This window comes from Pollutibacter soli (assembly GCA_029269725.1).
Taxonomy (GTDB): domain Bacteria; phylum Bacteroidota; class Bacteroidia; order Chitinophagales; family Chitinophagaceae; genus Pollutibacter; species Pollutibacter soli.
The window spans coordinates 352,877-373,691 of record JARJHS010000004.1; the positions used below are offsets into that span (position 1 = coordinate 352,877).

Genomic DNA, 20,815 nt, shown 5'->3' on the forward strand with positions numbered 1-20,815 from the left:
TTTGAGCATTCGTTTTTTGAATAATGTACTACCAGCCATTTGCCCGGCAGATACCCAACTCAAGTCCTCTCAATTCCGCAAGCCCACGCATTCTTCCGATACATGAATATCCGGGATTGGTCGTTTTGTTCAGATCATCCAACATCTGATGACCATGATCAGGGCGGAAAGGAATGGATTCCTGAAAAGTCTGCTGTATCTGCAATAATTCTTTCATCACAGCATACATATCCGTATCACCATCGAGGTGATCGGCTTCATAAAAATTTCCGGCGGTATCTCTTTTTGTATTTCGAAGATGAATGAAATGAATTTTTTTTCCCAGCCGTTTTACCATTGCCGGGAGATCGTTATCGGCAGATGCGCCAAGAGAACCTGTGCAGAAACAAATGCCATTGCTTTTATACGGGGCACTCGATAATATGAATTCAAGATCATCGATATTTTTAACGACCCGAGGCAAACCAAGAATATTGAAAGGAGGATCATCGGGATGAATCGCCAGCTGAATTCCTAATTCGTCTGCTACCGGACAAATCGATTGAAGAAAATACGCCAGGTTATCGCGCAGAACGTTTGCATCGATTTTATCATAATGGGAAAGTCGCTCCCTCATTTCTTCAACAGTCACTTTTTTTTCTCCGGGCAATCCAAACATGATGATGTAAGCCAGTTGCCTCAGCTCCTCTTCAGTACTCTCATTGAATTGTTTTTCTGCTGCTGCAGCCATCGCTTCGCCATAGTCTTTCTCTGCGCCTTTTCGCTTCAGAATAAAAATTTCAAACACTGCCAGATCCTGGTGATTGAAATACAGTGCCTTTGATCCGTCAGCCATGGTATAGTTAAGGTCAGTTCTCGTCCAGTCATTCACCGGCATGAAATTGTAGGTGACAATCTTTATTCCACACGCGGCCAGGTTTCCAAGCGTGCGCCTGTATTGTTCGATGTATTTCTCACAATTGCCGCTTCTCGTTTTAATATCTTCATGCACTGTTACACTCTCAACAACATCCCAGGTCAGGCCGGCAGCTTCTATCATTTTCTTACGTTCCATGATATCATCTACGGTCCAGACCTCTCCATGCGGCACCTGGTGCAGGGCTGTTACTATTCCGGTTGCTCCCGTCTGAAGAATATCCTGAAGTGTTACTGGATCATTTGGCCCAAACCAACGCCAGGTTTGTTTCAATCGCATAGAAAATTCAAATTTCGTTTACTGAATTCGGTACCGAGAAAGATACACCAGAAAAATGAATCTGTTGACTTCCGCAAACCGGGATTGTATTAAATTCAATGTTTCAATAATTGCTGTACGCTGATATGAAATATTTCTCTTTTAATCTCCATTTGCTGAAGTTGCCGGTAGTATTTTTTCTTCTTGGAACTTTATCCTTCTTTTCCGTTAACAGCCAGGTTAAAAGCGAAAGATTTAAGGTCCTTGTTTATACGCGAAATGGCAAAGGCTATGTGCATGATAACCGGGCTGCGGCTGCAGACATGGTGAAAAAGCTGGGAAAGGAGAAAGGCTTTGATGTTGTTGTTACCGATACGCCTATCATTTTTACTTCACCCGGCTTTGCTGAATTCAGGGTACTCATTTTTGCCAGTACCAATAACGATGTTTTTGATAATGATGAGCAGCGCCTTGCGTTCAGAAAATACATTGAAAGCGGCGGTGGTTTTGTCGGAATACATTCGGTGATGGGTACAGAAAGAAACTGGACCTGGTTTAAAAATATGATGGGAGGAAGTTTTGCATGGCACCCCAGAAACCAGGTCTATACGATTCAAAATATCCGACCGGATCATCCTTCATTGAAAAATGTTCCGCTGGTTTGGACTAAACAGGATGAATGTTATTTCAGTAAGGAACTCTATCCTGGTCCTGAAGTATTGATGGCGCATAATATCACAACTCTTAACAAGGACCAGGAAGAAGAAATTCTGAAAAATGCAGGAAAGTACAATGTGTTGTACCCGGCGGTATGGTATCACCGGTACGATGGAGGTCATATCTGGATTACAACACTCGGTCATGATATAGCAAACTATAGCGACCCGGTTTTTGTAAATCATTTGTTTCAGGGTATAAGTTATATTGCAAGACTCGCGAAGAAGAAGAATGCTTCGAAACCCTACGCTACCGGGATAAACACGCCATTGAAATTTTCAAACGAGTAAGTCATGTCAATAAATCGCCGGAAATTTTTTAGCTCGACAGTGAAAGCAGGTTTTGCTGCTGGTCTTGGTGTCACAACATTTCCAACCATTGTGCCCGCAACGGTTTTTGGGAAAAATGCGCCAAGCAATCGACTGAATATTGGTGCGATCGGAACAGGGCGTATTTCGCGCGACCATGATATGGCAGAGACTTTAAAGTATGATAATGCAAGAATTATTGCGGTTTGTGACCTGGATCAGAAAAGATTATATGATGCCAGGAAAATGGTCAATGATTTTTATTCGAAGAAGCTGAATACGAATTATGACGGTGTAAAAACTTATGCCGATTACAAGGAATTATTACAGAGTAAAGATATTGATGGTGTATTGATCAGTACTCCGGATCATCAGCATTCAATTATTGCCATTTACGCGGTAGAAGCAGGTAAAGATGTTTATCTCCAGAAACCCGCATCCCTAACCATTGCTGATGGAAGAGCTTTGAGTAATGCCGTTCATCGTTCAGGAAGAATTTTGCAGATAGGAAGTCAGCAGCGTTCTTCGACGCAGTTCAGGTATGCGGCGGAGTTAGTCCGCAATGGAAGAATCGGTGAGTTGAAAAAAGTCATTATCGGCTTGCCTGTCGATCCTTCGGGAAACGAGGAAACAGAAATGCCCGTTCCCGCCAGCCTGAATTACGATGCATGGCTGGGCATGACGCCTTATGTATACTATACGGAGAAGCGGGTGCATCCGCAAGCGGATTACAGCAGACCGGGGTGGTTGCGTTGTGAGCAATTTGGTGCGGGGATGATAACAGGATGGGGATCGCATCATATCGATTGTGCACATTGGGCAATGAATACTGAATATACTGGTCCCGTTGAAATCTGGGGATCGGCGGATTTTCCCACCTCAGGATTATGGGATGTGCATGGCTCTTTCAAAACGTTTGCGCGTTATGCGAACGGTGTAGAAATGGAGATCAGTGATTCAAATCCGAATGGAATAAGGTTTGAAGGATCCAAAGGATGGATTTTTGTGACAAGGGGTAATTATGCTGCAACGGCATCCGATCCTGTCAGTAAAACGCCCAGTCCGGCGCTCACCTCAGGTGATCCGAAAATTATTACTTCAAAGATTGGTGCTGATGAAGTGAATCTTTATATCAGCAAAGAGCATCATGGCAACTGGCTGGATTGTATGAAAACAAGATTGCCACCGATTGCTCCTGTGGAAGTGGGGCACAGATCCTGCAGCGCATGTCTTCTCCATCATGCAGCAATGAAGTTGAAAAGGAAATTGTACTGGGATCCGGTTCGGGAAAAATTTATCAACGACGATGAAGCTAACAGTTTGCTATCGCGTCCTCAGCGTTACCCTTATATTTCGTCGACTTAATCGATACCATGAAAAATTTTTTCGGTGCATTATTTATTTGTACGTTTTTTATTTCCTGTTCAAATGAGATGAAGGAGAAAAAACCTTTTCAATTTATCATTGCCGATCCTGGACATTTCCATTCTGCCTTAGTCCAGAAAACAATGTATCCCGAAGTTGATTCAGTTGTGCATGTCTATGCGCCCGCCGGGAAGGATGTAGACTTGTACCTGGAAAAAATAAAAGGATATAATTCAAGGGCGGAAAATCCTACACATTGGGAGGAAGACGTTTATACCGGTGATGATTTTTTTAAAAAGATGATCGATGAAAAGAAAGGAAATGTGTTGATTCTTGCTGGAAATAACCGGAAGAAAACCGATTATATTCTTGACGCTGTGAATGCCGGAATGAATGTATATGCTGATAAACCGATGGCCATCGATCCACAGTCGTTTGAAAAATTGAAATCTGCTTTTGAAAAAGCTGAACAGAAAAAACTATTGTTGTATGATATCATGACCGAACGGTTTGAGATTACTTCAATTCTGCAAAAAGAGTTATCGCAGATTTCATCAGTTTTTGGAGAATTAGAAAAGGGAAGTGCCGACAGTCCATCGGTGACAAAGGAAAGTGTACATCATTTTTACAAGGAAGTTTCCGGAAAGCCTTTGCAAAGACCGGCCTGGTTTTATGACGTCACCCAGGAAGGTGAGGGGATCGTTGATGTCACAACTCACCTCGTTGATCTTGTACAATGGGAAGCGTTTCCCGGACAAATCATTGATTATACCAAGGATATCCGGATGGGTAGTTGCAGATCATGGAATACCGCATTGACAAATGAACAATTCACCGGAAGTACAAGCGAACCTGTTTTCCCAGATTATCTGAAGAAATACGTTGACAATAGCGGACTTCTCCAGGTAAAATCAAACGGTGAAATCAATTATTCTGTTAAAGGAGTACATGCCCGTGTAAAAGTAATCTGGAACTATAAAGCTGAAGAGGGCGGGGGTGACACACATTATTCAATCATGCGTGGCACTAATTGCGATCTCGTGATCAGGCAGGGAAAGGAGCAGCAGTTTGTACCTGAATTGTATATCGAAATAAAGGGTAAACCGACAAAAGAATTCTCTGCTGTAATGCTTGCGGAGTTTGATGAGCTGGAGAAGAAGTACCAGGGCATTTCACTCGAGCCCTCAGAAAAAGGTTGGAAGGTGGTAATACCCAAATCCTATCGTGAGGGTCATGAAGCTCATTTCGCGAGGGTCACTGAAAACTACCTTCGTTATTTAAAAGAAGACTTTCTTCCTCCATGGGAAGTACCCAACATGATCACGAAATATTACATTACCACAACTGCATTTGAGATATCGGGCGCCAATAAATAATGGGCCGGTGAAGGTGTGATCAAATCATCTGTATTTTTTATCTTTAAAAACATTAACCGCATTTGCCAGATGAAAAAGCTGATCATTTTATTTATTGCAATCCTGATACATAATTTCACTTCAGCCCAATCGCATCCCGAGCCTGTAACATTGGCCATTGGAGCGAAAGCACCACCCTTCAGTCTTCCTGCAACAGATGGAAAAACTTATTCGTTGAAAGATTTCAGCGGATCGAAAGTATTCGTACTGGTGTTTAGCTGTAATCATTGTCCGACTGCCCAGGCATATGAAGATAGGTTGATTGGGTTGGTTAATGAGTTCAAAGGGAAACAGGTATCCTTTGCAGTCATCTCACCAAACGATCCTGAGGCCATTAACCTTGGCGAGCTGGGATATACAGACCTGAGCGATAGTTTCGAGGAAATGAAATTAAGAGCAAAGCAAAAGGGATATAATTTCCCCTACCTATACGATGGTGCAAACCAGAAAGTGTCTGTTTCTTACGGCCCGGTAGCTACACCACATGCTTTTGTTTTTGATAACAAACAGGTTTTGCAATACGCAGGCCGACTAGATGCACACGAAAAACCGGGAACCGGCAACGCTGAAGATTTAAGAGCTGCAATAAATAGTGTACTGACCGGAACACCTCCATCACCTGCAGTAACAAAGACGTTTGGTTGTTCTGTAAAATGGGCATGGAAAAATGAATACAATGCTAAACTATATGCGCAGTGGGCGAAACTTCCTGTTGAAATAGCAGAGATGGATGTAGCAAAAGCAAAAGAACTTGTCGCCAACAACGATTCTAAAAAACTCAGATTAATTAATATCTGGGCAACCTGGTGCGGACCTTGTGTTCAGGAGTTACCCGATTTTATAAAGATTGACAGGATGTATCGTGAGCGCGATTTCGAATTTGTAACTATTTCGATGGATACACCTGATAAAAAAGACAAAACTCTTGAGAGGTTAAAGAAGCTCGAAGCTTCAAACAAAAATTATCTCTTTACCGGTAGCGATAAATATGCACTCATTGATGCGATCGATCCCAAATGGCAGGGCGCTTTGCCTTATACAATTCTTGTTGAACCCGGAGGTAAGATTGTTTATGGAAAACAGGGGACAATCGATCCGGCTGAAATGAAGAAACTGATCGTGGAAAATAAACTGATCGGCAGATTTTACTAATCGTTAATTTCTAAAACATCATTGTCCTGCGACGACATTTATAGGATTTCCCTCGGTAAATGCTTTAATGTTTTTTATTGTCTGAAGCATTATTCTTTCTCTTGCTTCAAAACTGACCCACGCAATATGAGGCGTGATAAGGCAATTATGAAGACCTGTCAATGGATTACTTGTCGATGGGGGTTCACTGCTTAAAACATCGAGTGCTGCATAAGCTATTGTTTTATTTTGCAAAGCAGCAGCCAGATCATTTTCATTAATCAAACCACCGCGCGAAGTATTGATAAGCCATGCAGATTTTTTCATCTTCCTCAATAGTTTTGCATTAACAAAGCCGGTATTTTCCGGTGTTTGCGGACAGTGCAGGCTGATGACATCTGCCTTCGCAAATAGCTCTTCAATATCACAGCTTGTTCCTGGATATTCAGGTTTCGGATTACGCGTGTGATACAGTACTTCCATTCCAAAAACTTTTGCGATATCAGCAACTTTTCTACCGATATTTCCCATCCCTACGATACCGATTTTCTTACCTGCCAGTTCAACTATGGGACCAAGTGTGAAACACCAATCTTTTGATTTCTGCCAATCACCTATCCTTACTTTTTCTGCATGTATGCCTGATTTATTACTCAGCTCAAGGATAAGTGCAAACGTGTGTTGAGCAACACTGTCTGTTCCGTAACCAGGAACATTTGAAACAATAACGTGTTTTTCGTTTGCTGCGGAGACATCGATAATGTTGAATCCTGTAGCAGTAACACTGATCATTTTCAGATTTGGCAATGACCTGATAGCATCACCATTCACGGGCGTTTTGTTTGTCACAATGATGTTAGCATTCTTACACCTTCCGATAAGTTCGTCAGGTTTTGTCCGGTCGAAGTAACTAACTGTTCCCAGGTTTTCAATTTCCTCCCAGGATTGATCTCCGGGGTTGAGTGTATAGCCATCAGTAATAACAATATTCATCAGGTAAAAATAATATACCCGATCGATAGAATGATGGAATTAAATCATTAATGATTTGCGAGGCAGAACTCAGTGATTTGTTTTTTCAAAGAGATTTCCTGCGGATAAGTTCAAAATTATTTTTGACTTTTTCCTTTTTATTTTCCAGGATCAGCTTTGCTGCAGTTTCACCCATTTTTATATGATCTGTTGAAATTACGGTAATGCCTTCCTGTAAAATTTCTTTAAGCGGAGTTTCGTTGTAGGAAATAATGCCAATGTCTTTGCCGATTTTCATGTTTTCTGACCGGCAGTTTTTTATGAGGTTGACAAGATCGGTTTCTTCAATTACGATATAGGCTTCACCTTTGTTCAATTTTCTACCGACTTCTATTTCCGGAATTACCTGGTATGAAAACCTGTATTGCATACAAAAGGTGCGAAAACCTTTTACGATTTCAGGAGGGTAGGGAACGAGCTTTGGATGCACGAGATAGAGCTGGTTGTATTTTTTGATCAGATCCATCCCGTTCTCTAACGCTTCTACAATATCATTCTCAAAATCCTGGTACACAGCGGCCCAATGTTCGGGCATATGGGGAATTGTTTTATCCAGGAGAATAAGTTTTTCTGAAGGAATGGTATTCAGAATTTTTCTTGCCACTTCTGCATCGTCATAAAAATGCGGCATAATGACTATATAGTTATATTCTTCAAGATGATTTTCTATCAGCGATTGAAGCAGTTGGGTATTGCTGTGATGAATCTTGAGATCAACTATCGCCTGGTGCCCGAGCGTGTTGATGAAAGACTGATAAATCTGTTTTTTGTAATTGCTGATTTTATTGAAAATTAATAACACTTTATACGGAACATGGACGTCGACATGCCTGATATAAAAACCTTTACCACGCACAGAGGAAATTATTCCCTGCTTGCGAAGAATGTTATATGCTTTCTCTACCGTGTCGCGCGATAAAAAATATTCGTCACTTAATTCATTGATAGAAAGAATCCGCTCTCCTTTTTTCAGCTTGCCCAGTCGGATGGCTTCTGTGATGGTATCAACAACCTGTATGTATTTGGGTGTTTTTTTATCCTGGTCAATATTCAACTTAAATGTCATGCAGAAAGGATTTGGATAACTTGCCTATTACCAGGTGATGAATTTTGAGTTTACCAATTGTTCTGGTGTTCTTTAACCAGTCGCTCTGATTCTGCCACCTCGTGTTTTTTCCAGTCGGGATCGTATTTTACAAACCATGAGAGCCAAAGGGACCTGGATAGTCGCATAATGAGTGGCTGAATCACTACCAGCAGAACAGCATTGATTCCCATCCACCAGAAGAACCTGCTGTCTTCGAGTGAAAACCCAATCGTAAGTAACCAAGCCACAAAAGTGACCCCACTGATGGCGACTGCCAACGCATAACTTACATAGCCGGTTCCATAGTAGAATCCTGTTTCAAGGTCGGTCGGTTGCCCACAAACAGGACATTTCTCATTCATCACCACGGTTTGTTTGAGGTTGTATGCGTTCCTGTGTTTGAAGATTTTACCGAGCCGGCACCGAGGGCAACGATTATCAAAAACGCTGATGAGGTAACCGGGTTTTTGAACTTTATCAGCCATGCTGCAAAAATACGAATTGCCCGATCAATTGAATGACTGATTCCGTTATATCAAGATGTATCCGTTTATTAACGTATCGTAGAAAAGGGTAATGGATTCATCATCACTGATTCTACTTTCTCCACGATAGATCCATTTTTTTCTGATTCCGTCTTAGCCTTGATCCAAACCGGATCGGCGCGAAAGCCTTCCCATGCCTTCGTGGCTGCCTCCTGGTTCTGATGCGCCAGGATATACACCAGCTTCGCCTGCTTGCCATCTGGTTCGATGGTAGTCCAGTAAGCGATATTCTGCATTCCTTGTTTCTCAAAAAGCTTGAGTGTATGGTCGCGGAAACGGGTGAGCAGGTCTGGGAGTTTACCAGGCTGACAATAATATGTACGCAATTCGAAGAGGCGGTCTTTGCTTGCCTTTGATGGGTTTATTGCCGGCGAAAAATCAGCGGCATTCATAAAGATCGAAGTGATTGAAGAAATAATTTTGCCTCCCTCTTCTGATTTTTTTGCCACTTCCTGCCATACGGGATCGGCTATGAAAGATTTCCAGGAGGCATCGCGCGCTTCTTTATTTGGAAATGCCAGGACATAGTATAAGGCATTCTCTTTATTATCTACCGGTAACCAGTAGCCGACATTTTCCATGCCGTGTTTTTCAAAAAGTTTGGTAGTATGATTTGTAAATCTCTGAACCAGTGCATCTAGTCTGCCGGGATTGCAGTAATAGATGCGGAGTTCATAGAATTTTGTATCGGGGGCTGTTTTTAGGGTGCCGGGAAAGAGCAAGGTCAGGTGCAGAAGGGCGATCAGAATATTCATATGTGTCGTTGAAAATTGAGAATAAATGTAACGATTTAATGGTTTTGATCAGGTTGTATTTTCATTGACAGCCACCGATTAATCATTTAGCCGCCATTGGCTTGTAAAAATAAGGACGACCAGAGATCATTTTTTCGACAACCAGGTGGAAAATGGATTTCAGATGATTTCTATTATTAAACCGGAAAAAAAATTCGTCAAGATAACCTGAAACAAAATGACCGGAACAATGATGATGAATTCCTCTTAGCCAGTTTTTCAAATTGAGGACGACGATGTCTGAAGCAGATTGGTTTCTTTTTTGTTTTTTTTTCTTCGAATGGAACTCTTTTTCATGAATTCGTAGTTTGCTACCGGTATCGTTTGAAGATCCGCTTGCATTTCCACGGTCAACCACCTGCGCAGATCCATGTACTATTTTACGACCATTGAATACTAATGAAATTACAGCCCTTTTTTCAGATCCGCGAAACCGGCTTTTTGATTCCACTTCTGCTCCACCTATTTGTATTTCAACTTTGTATAAATCCCCAGGCGGTATGAATTCTTCACCGCTTTTTATCGCTTCCTGAAGCTTTCGCTTGAAAAGCCATGCAGTAGTTTGCCGGATTCCGAAACTGCGTGATATCTCCAGTGTTGAAATGCCTTTTTTCCTGGACATCACCAGCAATGCAATACCGAAAGCCTTTAATAATGGAAATTTTATCTTATGAAATACCGTATTGGCAGTCACCGACTCATCATAATCGCATAAGCGGCACCGTTGATGGAATTTTGTTTCCCCTTTGTAACTAAGGTCATTGTTGCATTTCCTGCAACAATAACCATTCTGCCATTTGATTGAGTATAAATAAGTTCTGCAATCATCATCTGTTTTGAAAATCTGATTGAACTTTTGAAAAGTGGTACTCTTGAATTTCATAGAATTTTTTCTATGAAACTATGATTGCAGCAGGCAGCCTTCCAAGTGTGAAAAACGGAAATCCAGTGTATTTTTCTGACTCGCGGCCTAAATGGATATTCGGTCAGAGAAACTCAACAACCCGCTCCATTTTCATACTTCTCGAGCCTTTAACCAATACCATCGCATCCTTTACATCCTGTTCCTTCAGCCATTCACCAGCCTCTACCGCATCCTTGAAAAACCGGTATGGATGATGCACCATAGCGAAATCGCCTCCCACCAGCAACACATTCTTCCAGGAATACAATTTCAGCAGCTGAACAATCGCTTCGTGTTCTGCAATACTGGTTTCTCCAAGCTCCATCATTCCGCCAAGTATTATCCATTTGTTCTTATCTGGCTGTGCTGCAAAATTTTCAATGGCCACTTTCATGCTGCTCGGATTTGCATTGTATGCATCGAGAATTATTTCATTGCCATTTTTTTTGATCAGCTGCGACCGGCTATTGGAAGGATTATACCCGGAGATTGCTGCTATAATTGCTGCAGGTGAAACATTGAAAAATTTTCCTACAGCAACAGCTACCAACACATTTGGCAGGTTATAGTCGCCCACCAATCTTGTATCTATCTCATTAATCCCTGAATCATCAAATCCAACTTTCAGGAAGGGCTCTGCGCTTATGACGTGACCATTGGTGGTTGTGCTATGAGTACCATAAGTAATTACTGTCGGAATGCCACTGCTCATTGAACGCAGATAATCATAATCCCACATGACAAAGGCAGTTCCCTTGTTTGCACGAAGAAAATCATACAATTCACCTTTTCCCTTTCTTACACCTTCAATGCCACCAAAGCCTTCGAGATGCGCTTTACCGCAGTTGGTGATAATGCCATGCGTTGGCAAAGCTATCCTGCAATAGCTTTCAATTTCTTTCTGGTGATTGGCACCCATTTCGATGACGGCCATCTGTGCATCCTTTCCGATGGAAAGTATTGTAAGTGGTACACCGATATGATTATTCAGATTGCCGGCAGTGGTGTAGGTAACATAGCTTGTCTCCAGAACGGCATGTACCAGTTCCTTTGTCGTTGTCTTACCGTTGCTTCCGGTAATTGCAATGAAAGGAATATTGAATTGTTTACGATGATGCAATGCAAGTTCCTGAAGCGCAACAAGACTATCATTAACAAGAAATACACGATCGTCTTTTATACCAGGATCTTCATCAACGACTACGGCTTTTGCGCCAAGTTCAAGCGCTTTCAAAGCAAAACTGTTGCCGTTGAAACTGGGACCTTTCAAAGCAAAAAAAATCTCATCTTTTGCAATCTTCCTGGTATCGGTTTGTACTCCCGGGCTCCTTTTAAAAACCTCGTATAATGTTTCAATACTCATGTGTCAAATATATAGCGCAAAAAAAAAGCCTTTCCTGATTTGGAAAGGCTTTTTTATAAAATGAGTTCGATTATTTTTTTCTTGAATTCTGACGTTGTTTGCTGAAATGGTTACCATTTTTGAAACCATTACCTTCCTGGCTACCTACGCGATCCATCGCGCAACGGAAACCGAGAGTAGCACTTGACTGATCTTCTTCCATGAAACGGCGCGTACCAGGACCCAGCCAGTAAGGACGATCATCCCAGCTACCACCTTTATATACTCTTGATTTATCGCTGATCAACGTTGTTTTACCATAACCGTAAGCTACCATTGAAGATGAATCACCATCGAGATAGTTTACAACATTACCTCTCTGATAGTTACGACGGTTTTTACTTTCTTCGTCTGTTACAGGAACGTATTTCACACGACCAAGGCTGTCTCTTTCGAATTCGCCATTATCGTTTTTATACAGTTTCTCGTATTTGTTACCACGATATGGGTTCAGATCATCCACATCCATGTTTGACAACGGACGGAAAACGTCAGCAACCCACTCGTTTACATTACCAGACATATTATAAAGGCCAAAACCATTAGGGAAATAAGCTTCGATCGGACCAGGGATAGACGCGTTGTCATTCAGACCACCTGCGATACCCATGTTATCACCATTACCTCTTTTGAAGTTAGCGAGAAATTTACCCTGCCAGCTACCATGACGAGCATCACGAAGACCATTCACATTCTGTGACCATGAATACACCTGTTTGTTCATGATCAACTCCTCACCACGTTTGCCTTCTTTTTTCTTTGTTTTTGGATTCTGGTTGATATAACCCAGCGCTGCATATTCCCACTCAGCTTCAGTTGGGAGCCTGTAGTTAGGGAGCAGGTAACCATCTTCAAATTTTACGAAATTGCGGGGGCGTCCGTTAGCATCCAGCAAAGGATTCTTTTTAGGTTTGCCCGGCATTGGAGAATACAGACCCAGCAGGTAAGATTTTGTAGTGAAGTTTTCTTCACCCTGACCCTGGATTGTTTTCAACTGATTTTTATTGATATAACCTTTCTCTACCAGGATAAGCTCATTGACGCGGTTACTTCTCCAAAGACAAAAATCATTTGCCTGGCGCCAGTTTACGCCAACTACAGGGTAGTTGTTATAAGAAGGATGGCGGAAATAATATTCTACCAGCGGTTCGTTCGCAGCCAGCTCACTGCGCCAAACCAGTGTGTCGGGTTTTGCTCCATCGATCAGTTTTGCATACTGAGGATCGTCGAAAGCATTTTCTAACCAATACAGGTATTCACGGTAGTGAACGTTGGCAACCTCTGTACGGTCGATATAAAATGAAGAAACAGTAACCCTGCGGGGTACGTTGTTCCAGTCACCCATTACATCTTCTTCAGTTGCACCCATAGTATAGGTACCACCTTGCACAAACACAAGTCCCGGGCCGGTCTTCTGTTCCTTTTCTTTGGAAACATTATAACCACCCATGTTCTTGTCATTGTAATTCCACCCGGTGACGGAAGATTTTTCTTTTTTGTTTTTCCCGAAAAGCCCATTCTTACATGAAGAAAGTAAAGGAAGGGCTGCGAGTACGATTAAAAGGTTTTTCATGCTCAAATTTTGCATTTTGCTGGATTTAGCTATTTGAAAACGGTTAGTGTAACAAAATATTGTTTGAATCCGTGCATGTATATAACGATGCGAATGTAATAGATTTTGCCAATTTCCGGATTGATAACACATTCAATTATTGTTTATTAAATGCTAAATGTATCCACTGCTATTTCCCGGAAGCAAACGCTTTCAGATTCTTTCAAATACCAACGGATTTTGCTTCCGGTTAGTTTTTTCACTGTTTTAAGTATGCCCGGAACAGCTCTTGGCACGGTCCTTGGGTAGCCCTGCTGACGACTTTTTTGCCTGTGGGATAATGGAATGATTACCACAAATAAAAAACAATAAAGTCCGGAACAGGCCGTTCATTGTGGGTATCCGTTTAGTATTGATGTTTACAGAACGAAGCATGAATCGATAGGCGGGAAATATCGTTAATTTATAGTGAATTAGGTAAAAACAGTATTTTTGGCTCCCCAAACAGTTTGAATGGCATAAACTTCTACTCAATTTATTTACTAGAATAGCCAAATTTCTTTTCATGAAACAAACTTTCAGGAAACTAGCTGTAGGGGCGGTGTGTGTTGCATTTGCCATGGGGACAAAGGCTCAGACGGCCGACAGAATAAATGTCGTTACTTCGGCAGTGCCCTTCCTTCGAATTTCTCCGGATGCTCGTGCGGGTGGTATGGGTGATATGGGGGTAGCAACTTCAGCCGATGTTAATTCCCAGTTTTACAATCTTGCGAAATATCCGTTTACAAAAAATAAAGGGTCTGTAGCAGTCACTTATACACCCTGGTTAAAAGACCTTGGATTAAATGACGTGTATCTTGCTTCTCTCGCGGGTTTTTATAAACTCGATGATCTACAGGCGCTTTCGGCATCATTAAGATATTTCAGCCTCGGAAATATTCAGTTTACTGATAATCTGGGTAATGACCTGAACTCTTTCCGCCCACGGGAATTTTCATTCGACCTTGGTTATTCAAGAAAACTTTCTGACCCATTTAGTATAGGCGTGGCCGTAAGGTATATCAATTCAAACCTTGCTGGCGGACAGGCTGTTAATGGCGTTGCCTATAAAGCAGGAAGCACTGTTGCTGCAGATCTTGGTTTATTCTACACGACTGCGGACGAAAATGGTGCCGGCTGGAACTTTGGTCTTGCCTTAACCAATCTCGGTGGCAAAATTGGTTACACCAACGACGCTACTCAGAAAGACTTTATTCCGGCCAATCTTGGTCTGGGTACCGTTTACACTTCTGCATTTAATGAAGTTCACAAGATTTCCTTCGGTTTGGATATCCATAAATTAATGGTTCCAACTCCTCCGGCCCTGGGTGATTCGGCAGGTCTGGTAAATTACCGGAGTAAGGGTGTTGTTGGAAGCTGGTTCAGTTCTTTCGGCGATGCTCCCGGGGGTTTCAGTGAAGAGCTTCGTGAGTTCTATTTCTCAGTAGGTGCCGAATACTGGTACAACAACCAGTTCGCATTCCGTGCAGGATATTTTTACGAAGATGCTACAAAAGGTAATCGTCAATATTTCACCGTCGGTGCTGGTATCAAATACAACATCTTCGGTCTGAACTTCTCTTACCTGATTCCTTCAGGATCAGGCGTTAACAGAAACCCGCTGTCAAATACTTTACGTTTCAGTCTTGTATTTGATTTTGATGGTGGCGGTGCTGATAAAGAATAATTCTTATAAACATATTAGCAAATGAGCAAGGCCCCGAGTTCTTCCGGGGCCTTGCTCATTTAGGGTTTAAGGTCTTACGTTCTACGTTCAACGTTGAACTTTCCACATTGAACCTTCCCCGTTCCTTTGTATTTTCGCGCCTTAAATTCTTTCATGTCATTCAGAATAGGTTTTGGTATCGATTTTCATCAGTTGGTAGAGCACAGGGATCTGTGGCTGGGTGGCGTAAAAATTCCTCACGAGAGAGGCGCAAAAGGACATAGTGATGCAGATGTTCTTCTTCATGCCATTTGCGACGCAATGTTAGGCGCAGCCGCACTTGGCGATATTGGCGTCCACTTCCCTGATACGAGCAGTGAGTTCAAGGATATTGATAGTAAGATCCTTTTGAAAAGATCTGTCGACCTCATAACAAGTGCAGGATATAAGATCAACAATATCGATAGCACGCTTTGTCTTGAGCAACCGAAGATTAAGCCCTTCGTTCCGCTGATGCAGGAAGTGATAGCACACATTTGCGGGATAAGTCTTGGTGATGTTTCGATAAAAGCCACTACCACCGAAAAGATGGGTTTCGTTGGACGGGAAGAAGGTCTCGTAGCGTATGCAACTATTCTCCTCGTGAAAAATGTTTAATAAATTCAAACATAGATTCCGCACCGTTTCATGAAGCAAATCATTTCTGTACTTGTTCTCCTGATCACACTGAATTGTTTTTCGCAAAAACAGGCAAATGTGTGGTATTTCGGAAATAAAGCAGGAATTGATTTTAGTGCAGGCGCTCCGCAAGCACTCGATAACGGAGTGATGACCACTGATGAAGGTTGTGCAACCATCTCTGACTCCAATGGTAAACTCCTTTTCTATACTGATGGTCGTAAAGTTTTTAACAGGCTTCACAAGGAAATGCCAAACGGGTCTGATCTGGCAGGAAGTGTAAGTAGTACCCAGAGTGCCGTCATTATTAAAAGCCCAGCAAACGACAGTATCTATTATGTTTTTACTGTCGGCTCTGAAAGACAGGAAACCGGTTTATGTTATTCTGAAGTCAATCTTAATCGTGACGGAGGCAACGGTGCTGTCGTAACAAAAAATATCAGGTTGCTGTCAGGCGCATACGAAAAAATCGGTGCCGTAAGTCATTGTAATAATCGCGATAGCTGGGTGGTTGGCCGGCGTTTTGGTTCCAGCGAATATTATGCATTCCTCGTTACAAAAAATGGCGTTGAAACCACACCGGTGATGAGTAGTTCCGGAATCAGTATCGGTGGCGCTGGTGTAAACAGCATTGGTGTATTGCGTTTTTCCAGCAATGGGAAAAAAATCGCTGCAATGCACAGCTATGAAAATGACATTATCGAGCTGATGGATTTTGATGGCCTCACGGGTAAGATGTCAAATCCCATGCTGCTCAGAGCAAATCCTGCATCAGTACCGGCAAGAAATATCACCGGAGTTTATGGAGCAGAATTTTCCAGTGACAGTAAGCTGCTATACGTTTCCTGGTACAGCACCGTATTGCAGAAAGGATTGATTGCTCAGTTTGATGTTACTTCAGGCAGGCAGGCGACTATACAGGCTTCGTTACAACATGTGTTTGAATCAAAGGCTTTGCCGACAGGAATTCAGATGGGTCCTGATGGTAAAATTTACATCTCCTGTCTCTACGAAAATTATATTTCTGTTGTGAACAATCCCAATGTAAAGGGGATGGGATGCAATGTACAATACCAGGCACTCAAACTGGGTGAAACCGGGCAGCGATTCTGTCTCGCCGGACTTCCCTCATTTGTTCAAAGCTATTTTTCGCCATCTTCCCTGAGTTTTAATTTTTCCCGCACTGGTGATTGTAGTGAGAAAAATATTAAGTTTTTACTCAACAGGGTTATTGGCGCTGATTCAGTAAAATGGAATTTCGGTGATCCGAATTCAGGAGCCAGTAACACTTCCAATCTGTTTGAGCCAACGCATCAATTTCCAGGACCGGGTGTGTTCGACGTTTCTCTGGTCGTTTATAAAGATGATTGTACAAAAGCAAACGACACAGTTAAACAATCCATTTGGGTCACGGATTTTACAAAAGATTTACTTGGTCCCGACAGACTTATTTGTTCAGGCGAGGCGATCACCGTGTCGGTTCCTGTGTCCAATATTGGGTATACATGGAGCACAGGCAGTACAGCATCATCAATTAAGATTGATCAATCCGGGCTATACTGGCTGGAGGTAAATCAGCTGGGTTGCAGTGAAAGAGATTCAATTACTGTGGATTTCAAACCGACACCTTCGGTTAACCTGGGCCGTGATACTGCATTGTGCGCCGGAGAAACATTGTTGTTAAATGCTGCTACAGGAGGTGCAACTTATCAATGGAGTACCGGTCAGACCACACCTGATCTGCTGGTCAGGAATTCAGGTCAGTACAGTGTGAAAGTTACTGTGCAGGGTTGCGCTGCATCCGACACCATCAAAATCGAACCTGGCAGCTGCAAACTGTTCATTCCGAATGCATTTACGCCAAACGGTGATGGATTGAATGATGGGTTTGGAATGTTGAATACCGGATCAATCAATACATATTCTCTGATCATCTATGATCGATGGGGCAAGAGAATTTTTGCCACAACTAATAAGAATGAAAAATGGAACGGAATGACAGGAGGTCGGCAGGCGCAGCCGGGAACGTATGTTTGGATACTCACTTATACGAAAAACGGAGAGCCTGATACCAAAAATGCAAAAGGAACGGTGGAACTGATAAGATAGTGTTATATAACTGCCATGAATTAAACCAATGGCATAATTTTTTACCCAACAACCATAAGAAATGGCCGAAACCATAGTCAAAATCATTAACAGATCTGCCAATCCCTTACCCGCTTACGCAACAAGCGGTGCTTCAGGTATGGATCTGCGTGCGGACTTGCAAACACCAATAGCCCTGGAACCAATGCAGAGGATATTGGTTCCTACGGGAATTTTTATAGAAATTCCGGAAGGTTTCGAGGTGCAGGTCAGACCAAGAAGCGGGCTTGCGATCAAACAGGGCGTCACCTGTCTGAATACACCCGGCACTATTGATGCTGATTACAGGGGAGAAATCAGGGTCATACTGATTAACCTGTCTGCAGAGAAGCAGACGATTCAGCACGGTGACAGAATAGCGCAGATGGTTTTACAGAAAGTGGAAAAGATCAATTGGGAAGAAACGACAATGATCAGCGAAACAGAGAGGAATGAAGGTGGTTTTGGACATACGGGTAAAAATTAAAAGAACTGAAATTTTAAAAATGCGAATCATACTTGCCATTATTGCTATCAGCACTTTGTTTTTCACCAGCTGTCGTTCTACACGTAAGATCACGGAAGTTGTTGCTGTAAAAGATAGTACTAACATGCTGATCAAACCTGCTGCAGATGACTCCGTGAGACTGGTTGCAGAAGCTTTTGAAAATATCAGGAAAAATCACATCGATTTCAACAGCTTCTCGGCAAAAATGAAAGTGGATTATGACGATAGCAAGGGACGTAAATATGATTTTAACAGCTTCGTGCGTATTCAGAAAGACAGCCTTATGTGGGTTTCGATCATCGCTGCTCTTGGCATTGAAGCTTTCCGCGTGAAGATCACTCCCGACACGATAATGATTCTCGACAAATTAAATAAAACCATCGAGATTAAACCCATTGCATACCTGCAGGAAATAACACAACTACCTTTCGATTTTAATACATTACAAAATCTCATCATCGGAAATCCGGTTTATCTCGATGGCAGTGTTACTTCATTTAAAAAAAGTGACGAGATCACAACAATGTCTATTGCAGGCAATTTTTTCAAGCACCTGATGACATTCCGCAAAGGAGATTTTGCTCTGATGTATAGCAAGCTTGATGATGTCGACCTGTCTAAATCCAGGACAGCGAATCTCGCTTACGACGACTACCAGATGAATGGACTTGCCAGGTTTGCAAATCTGCGCCGTATCAGCATTGCCGAGAAAAATCATATCGATGTGGATCTGGAATTCAAACAGGTCGAGTTCAATAAATCGCTCACTTTCCCTTTCAGTATTCCGAAGAACTATAAAATGAAGTAATTTTAACAAATGCGGAAAAAATTTTAGCCTTGATTTTCCGTTTTTTGCAGAAATCCTTGTTCGTCGTCGTTTCAAAATTCATCTATGCGGAAACTCTTATTGCTGTTGATCGGTATTTTATTTGCTTTGACGCCGGCATTTGCACAGAGCCGCGATGAACTGGAGAGAAAGAAGAAAGAAATACAGCAGGAAATAGACGAACTGCAAAAGGTACAGCGCTCTCTCAGCAAGGATAAAAAAACCAGTCTCAGTCAGCTCACACTTGTTCAGAATAAACTCAAAAAACGCCAGTCAGTTATTGAAAATATCAACTCTCAGGTGCAGTTGATCGACAATGATATTTTCATGAATAACCGTGAGATCTACAGGTTAAAAAACCAGATCGATACGCTGAAAGAGCAATACGGTCGTACTATTGAATATGCATACAAGAACAGCAGTAATTACGACATGCTTAATTTTATTTTTTCATCGACCAGTTTTAATGATGCAATAAAACGAATTCAGTACCTGAAGAGCTATCGCAATTACCGCGATGAACAGGTGGCTAACATCAACAAAGCAAGAGCTTCATTGCAGGGAAAGGTGGCTACGCTTGCGGCAAACAAAAAGGAAAAAAGCAATGTGTTGGTGGAACAGAGCAAGCAGCTGAAAATGCTCGAAGATGAAAAGAAGGAAAAAAGTGTAGTCGTTACAAAACTTCAGCAGCGCGAAAAAGAGCTCGGTAAAGAACTCGCTGCCAAGAAAAGAGTTGAAAGAAATTTACAGAACGCAATTGCTGCTGCTGTTAAAAGAGAGATTGAAGCGGCAAGGAAAAAAGCAGAAGCAGAAAGAAAGAAAGCCGAAGAGGATGCAAAAAAACTGGCGGATGCGAATGCTCCCAAGGCATCAAAGCCTTCAACCGCAACACCGGCAAAGCCGGGTGCGAGGAAATCCAGCGTACTGGAAAATTCACCCGAAGTAACCAGGGTCTCACTCGGCTTTGAGAATAACCGTCGTGCTTTGCCATGGCCGGTCGACAAATCGATGATCGTTTCAGGCTTTGGCAGAAAAAAAATTGAGGGTACAACGCTCTACGAAGATAACATAGGCATCACACTGGAAACCACTCCAGGATCAAATGTGAAAGCCATTTATGATGGAATTGTATCTTCTGTATTTGATATCGCCGGCGAGCCGGCCATCATTATTAAACATGGTAAATACTTCACCACATATCAGAACCTGGCTTCAGTAACTGTCTCTAAAGGCCAGGAGGTAAAAACAGGCCAGGTCATAGGCAAAGCAGGAACAAATGAAGATGGCGATGGCCAGATACTTTTTGTTGTTACTATCGAAAGCAAATTTGTTGATCCTGAATTGTGGCTTAAACCGAGATAGGATTCCGGTCACTGAGACGTGCGGGCAAAGACTATCCGGAGCTGGTTTTAACGCCGATGTCAAAAAGAGCGTCGTTCGACCTGTTCAAAAACTACAGACTTTTTAAACATGCAGGTAAAAGGCGTGGCTTCTATCTGCATTTTTAAAAGACTTCTTTTATCTAAACAAGAACATTTATTGGAA

The 20,815-nt window shown here is 42.2% G+C and carries 18 protein-coding genes; 10 read left to right on the forward strand and 8 right to left on the reverse strand.

Going from position 1 to position 20,815, the window contains the following annotated elements; genetic code table 11:
- Positions 1-28 precede the first annotated feature (28 nt).
- Positions 29-1,195 (reverse strand): mannonate dehydratase, encoded by a 1,167-nt coding sequence (gene uxuA, locus P2W82_RS12475; RefSeq protein WP_336516223.1) that lies wholly within the window; start codon positions 1,193-1,195, stop codon positions 29-31.
- A 125-nt stretch (positions 1,196-1,320) separates the two neighbouring features.
- On the opposite strand from uxuA, the gene P2W82_RS12480 reads away from it, so the two are divergent.
- The 4 genes from P2W82_RS12480 (at position 1,321) to P2W82_RS12495 (ending at position 6,131) form a co-directional block, all read left to right on the forward strand.
- A complete protein-coding gene (locus tag P2W82_RS12480; RefSeq protein WP_336516224.1) occupies positions 1,321-2,181 on the forward strand; it encodes a ThuA domain-containing protein in 861 nt (286 codons plus the stop codon).
- Between the two features lie 3 nt (positions 2,182-2,184).
- Complete coding sequence (locus P2W82_RS12485; RefSeq protein WP_336516225.1) at positions 2,185-3,564, forward strand: Gfo/Idh/MocA family protein; 1,380 nt, start codon at positions 2,185-2,187, stop codon at positions 3,562-3,564.
- Positions 3,565-3,572: 8 nt separating this feature from the next.
- The gene (locus P2W82_RS12490) at positions 3,573-4,940 is read left to right on the forward strand and encodes a putative oxidoreductase C-terminal domain-containing protein (protein WP_336516226.1); all 1,368 of its coding nucleotides are present in this window, start codon (positions 3,573-3,575) and stop codon (positions 4,938-4,940) included.
- Positions 4,941-5,009: 69 nt separating this feature from the next.
- Positions 5,010-6,131, forward strand: coding sequence for a redoxin family protein (locus tag P2W82_RS12495; protein WP_336516227.1), 1,122 nt, complete (start codon positions 5,010-5,012; stop codon positions 6,129-6,131).
- 18 nt (positions 6,132-6,149) lie between these two features.
- Here the strand turns inward: P2W82_RS12495 and P2W82_RS12500 are convergent, their stop codons facing one another.
- From P2W82_RS12500 to P2W82_RS12530, 7 genes are all read right to left on the reverse strand, one after another.
- Entirely contained in the window at positions 6,150-7,103 is a 954-nt protein-coding gene (locus tag P2W82_RS12500) for a D-2-hydroxyacid dehydrogenase (protein ID WP_336516228.1), read from the reverse strand.
- A gap of 85 nt (positions 7,104-7,188) precedes the next feature.
- Positions 7,189-8,208 carry a GntR family transcriptional regulator gene (locus P2W82_RS12505; protein ID WP_336516229.1) on the reverse strand — a complete coding sequence of 340 codons (1,020 nt, stop codon included), beginning with the start codon at positions 8,206-8,208 and terminating at the stop codon, positions 7,189-7,191.
- Positions 8,209-8,258: 50 nt separating this feature from the next.
- Positions 8,259-8,714, reverse strand: a complete 456-nt coding sequence (locus P2W82_RS12510; RefSeq protein ID WP_336516230.1) for a DUF983 domain-containing protein — start codon at positions 8,712-8,714, stop codon at positions 8,259-8,261.
- A 68-nt stretch (positions 8,715-8,782) separates the two neighbouring features.
- Positions 8,783-9,529 (reverse strand): NIPSNAP family protein, encoded by a 747-nt coding sequence (locus tag P2W82_RS12515; protein WP_336516231.1) that lies wholly within the window; start codon positions 9,527-9,529, stop codon positions 8,783-8,785.
- Between the two features lie 82 nt (positions 9,530-9,611).
- Positions 9,612-10,451, reverse strand: a complete 840-nt coding sequence (locus tag P2W82_RS12520; protein ID WP_336516232.1) for a transposase — start codon at positions 10,449-10,451, stop codon at positions 9,612-9,614.
- 103 nt (positions 10,452-10,554) lie between these two features.
- Positions 10,555-11,835, reverse strand: a complete 1,281-nt coding sequence (locus P2W82_RS12525) for a UDP-N-acetylmuramoyl-tripeptide--D-alanyl-D-alanine ligase (protein WP_336516233.1) — start codon at positions 11,833-11,835, stop codon at positions 10,555-10,557.
- A 70-nt stretch (positions 11,836-11,905) separates the two neighbouring features.
- On the reverse strand, positions 11,906-13,447 hold the full coding sequence (locus tag P2W82_RS12530) for an SUMF1/EgtB/PvdO family nonheme iron enzyme (RefSeq protein WP_336516234.1): 1,542 nt from the start codon (positions 13,445-13,447) through the stop codon (positions 11,906-11,908).
- Positions 13,448-13,991: 544 nt separating this feature from the next.
- On the opposite strand from P2W82_RS12530, the gene porV reads away from it, so the two are divergent.
- From porV to P2W82_RS12560, 6 genes are all read left to right on the forward strand, one after another.
- On the forward strand, positions 13,992-15,152 hold the full coding sequence (porV, locus tag P2W82_RS12535; protein ID WP_336516235.1) for a type IX secretion system outer membrane channel protein PorV: 1,161 nt from the start codon (positions 13,992-13,994) through the stop codon (positions 15,150-15,152).
- A 153-nt stretch (positions 15,153-15,305) separates the two neighbouring features.
- Complete coding sequence (gene ispF, locus P2W82_RS12540; RefSeq protein ID WP_336516236.1) at positions 15,306-15,788, forward strand: 2-C-methyl-D-erythritol 2,4-cyclodiphosphate synthase; 483 nt, start codon at positions 15,306-15,308, stop codon at positions 15,786-15,788.
- A 30-nt stretch (positions 15,789-15,818) separates the two neighbouring features.
- The gene (locus P2W82_RS12545) at positions 15,819-17,918 is read left to right on the forward strand and encodes a T9SS type B sorting domain-containing protein (RefSeq protein ID WP_336516237.1); all 2,100 of its coding nucleotides are present in this window, start codon (positions 15,819-15,821) and stop codon (positions 17,916-17,918) included.
- Between the two features lie 61 nt (positions 17,919-17,979).
- Positions 17,980-18,423, forward strand: coding sequence for a dUTP diphosphatase (gene dut, locus P2W82_RS12550; RefSeq protein ID WP_336516238.1), 444 nt, complete (start codon positions 17,980-17,982; stop codon positions 18,421-18,423).
- A gap of 19 nt (positions 18,424-18,442) precedes the next feature.
- Entirely contained in the window at positions 18,443-19,252 is an 810-nt protein-coding gene (lolB1, locus tag P2W82_RS12555; protein ID WP_336516239.1) for a lipoprotein insertase outer membrane protein LolB1, read from the forward strand.
- An 84-nt stretch (positions 19,253-19,336) separates the two neighbouring features.
- Positions 19,337-20,632, forward strand: a complete 1,296-nt coding sequence (locus tag P2W82_RS12560) for a murein hydrolase activator EnvC family protein (protein ID WP_336516240.1) — start codon at positions 19,337-19,339, stop codon at positions 20,630-20,632.
- Positions 20,633-20,815 lie beyond the last annotated feature (183 nt).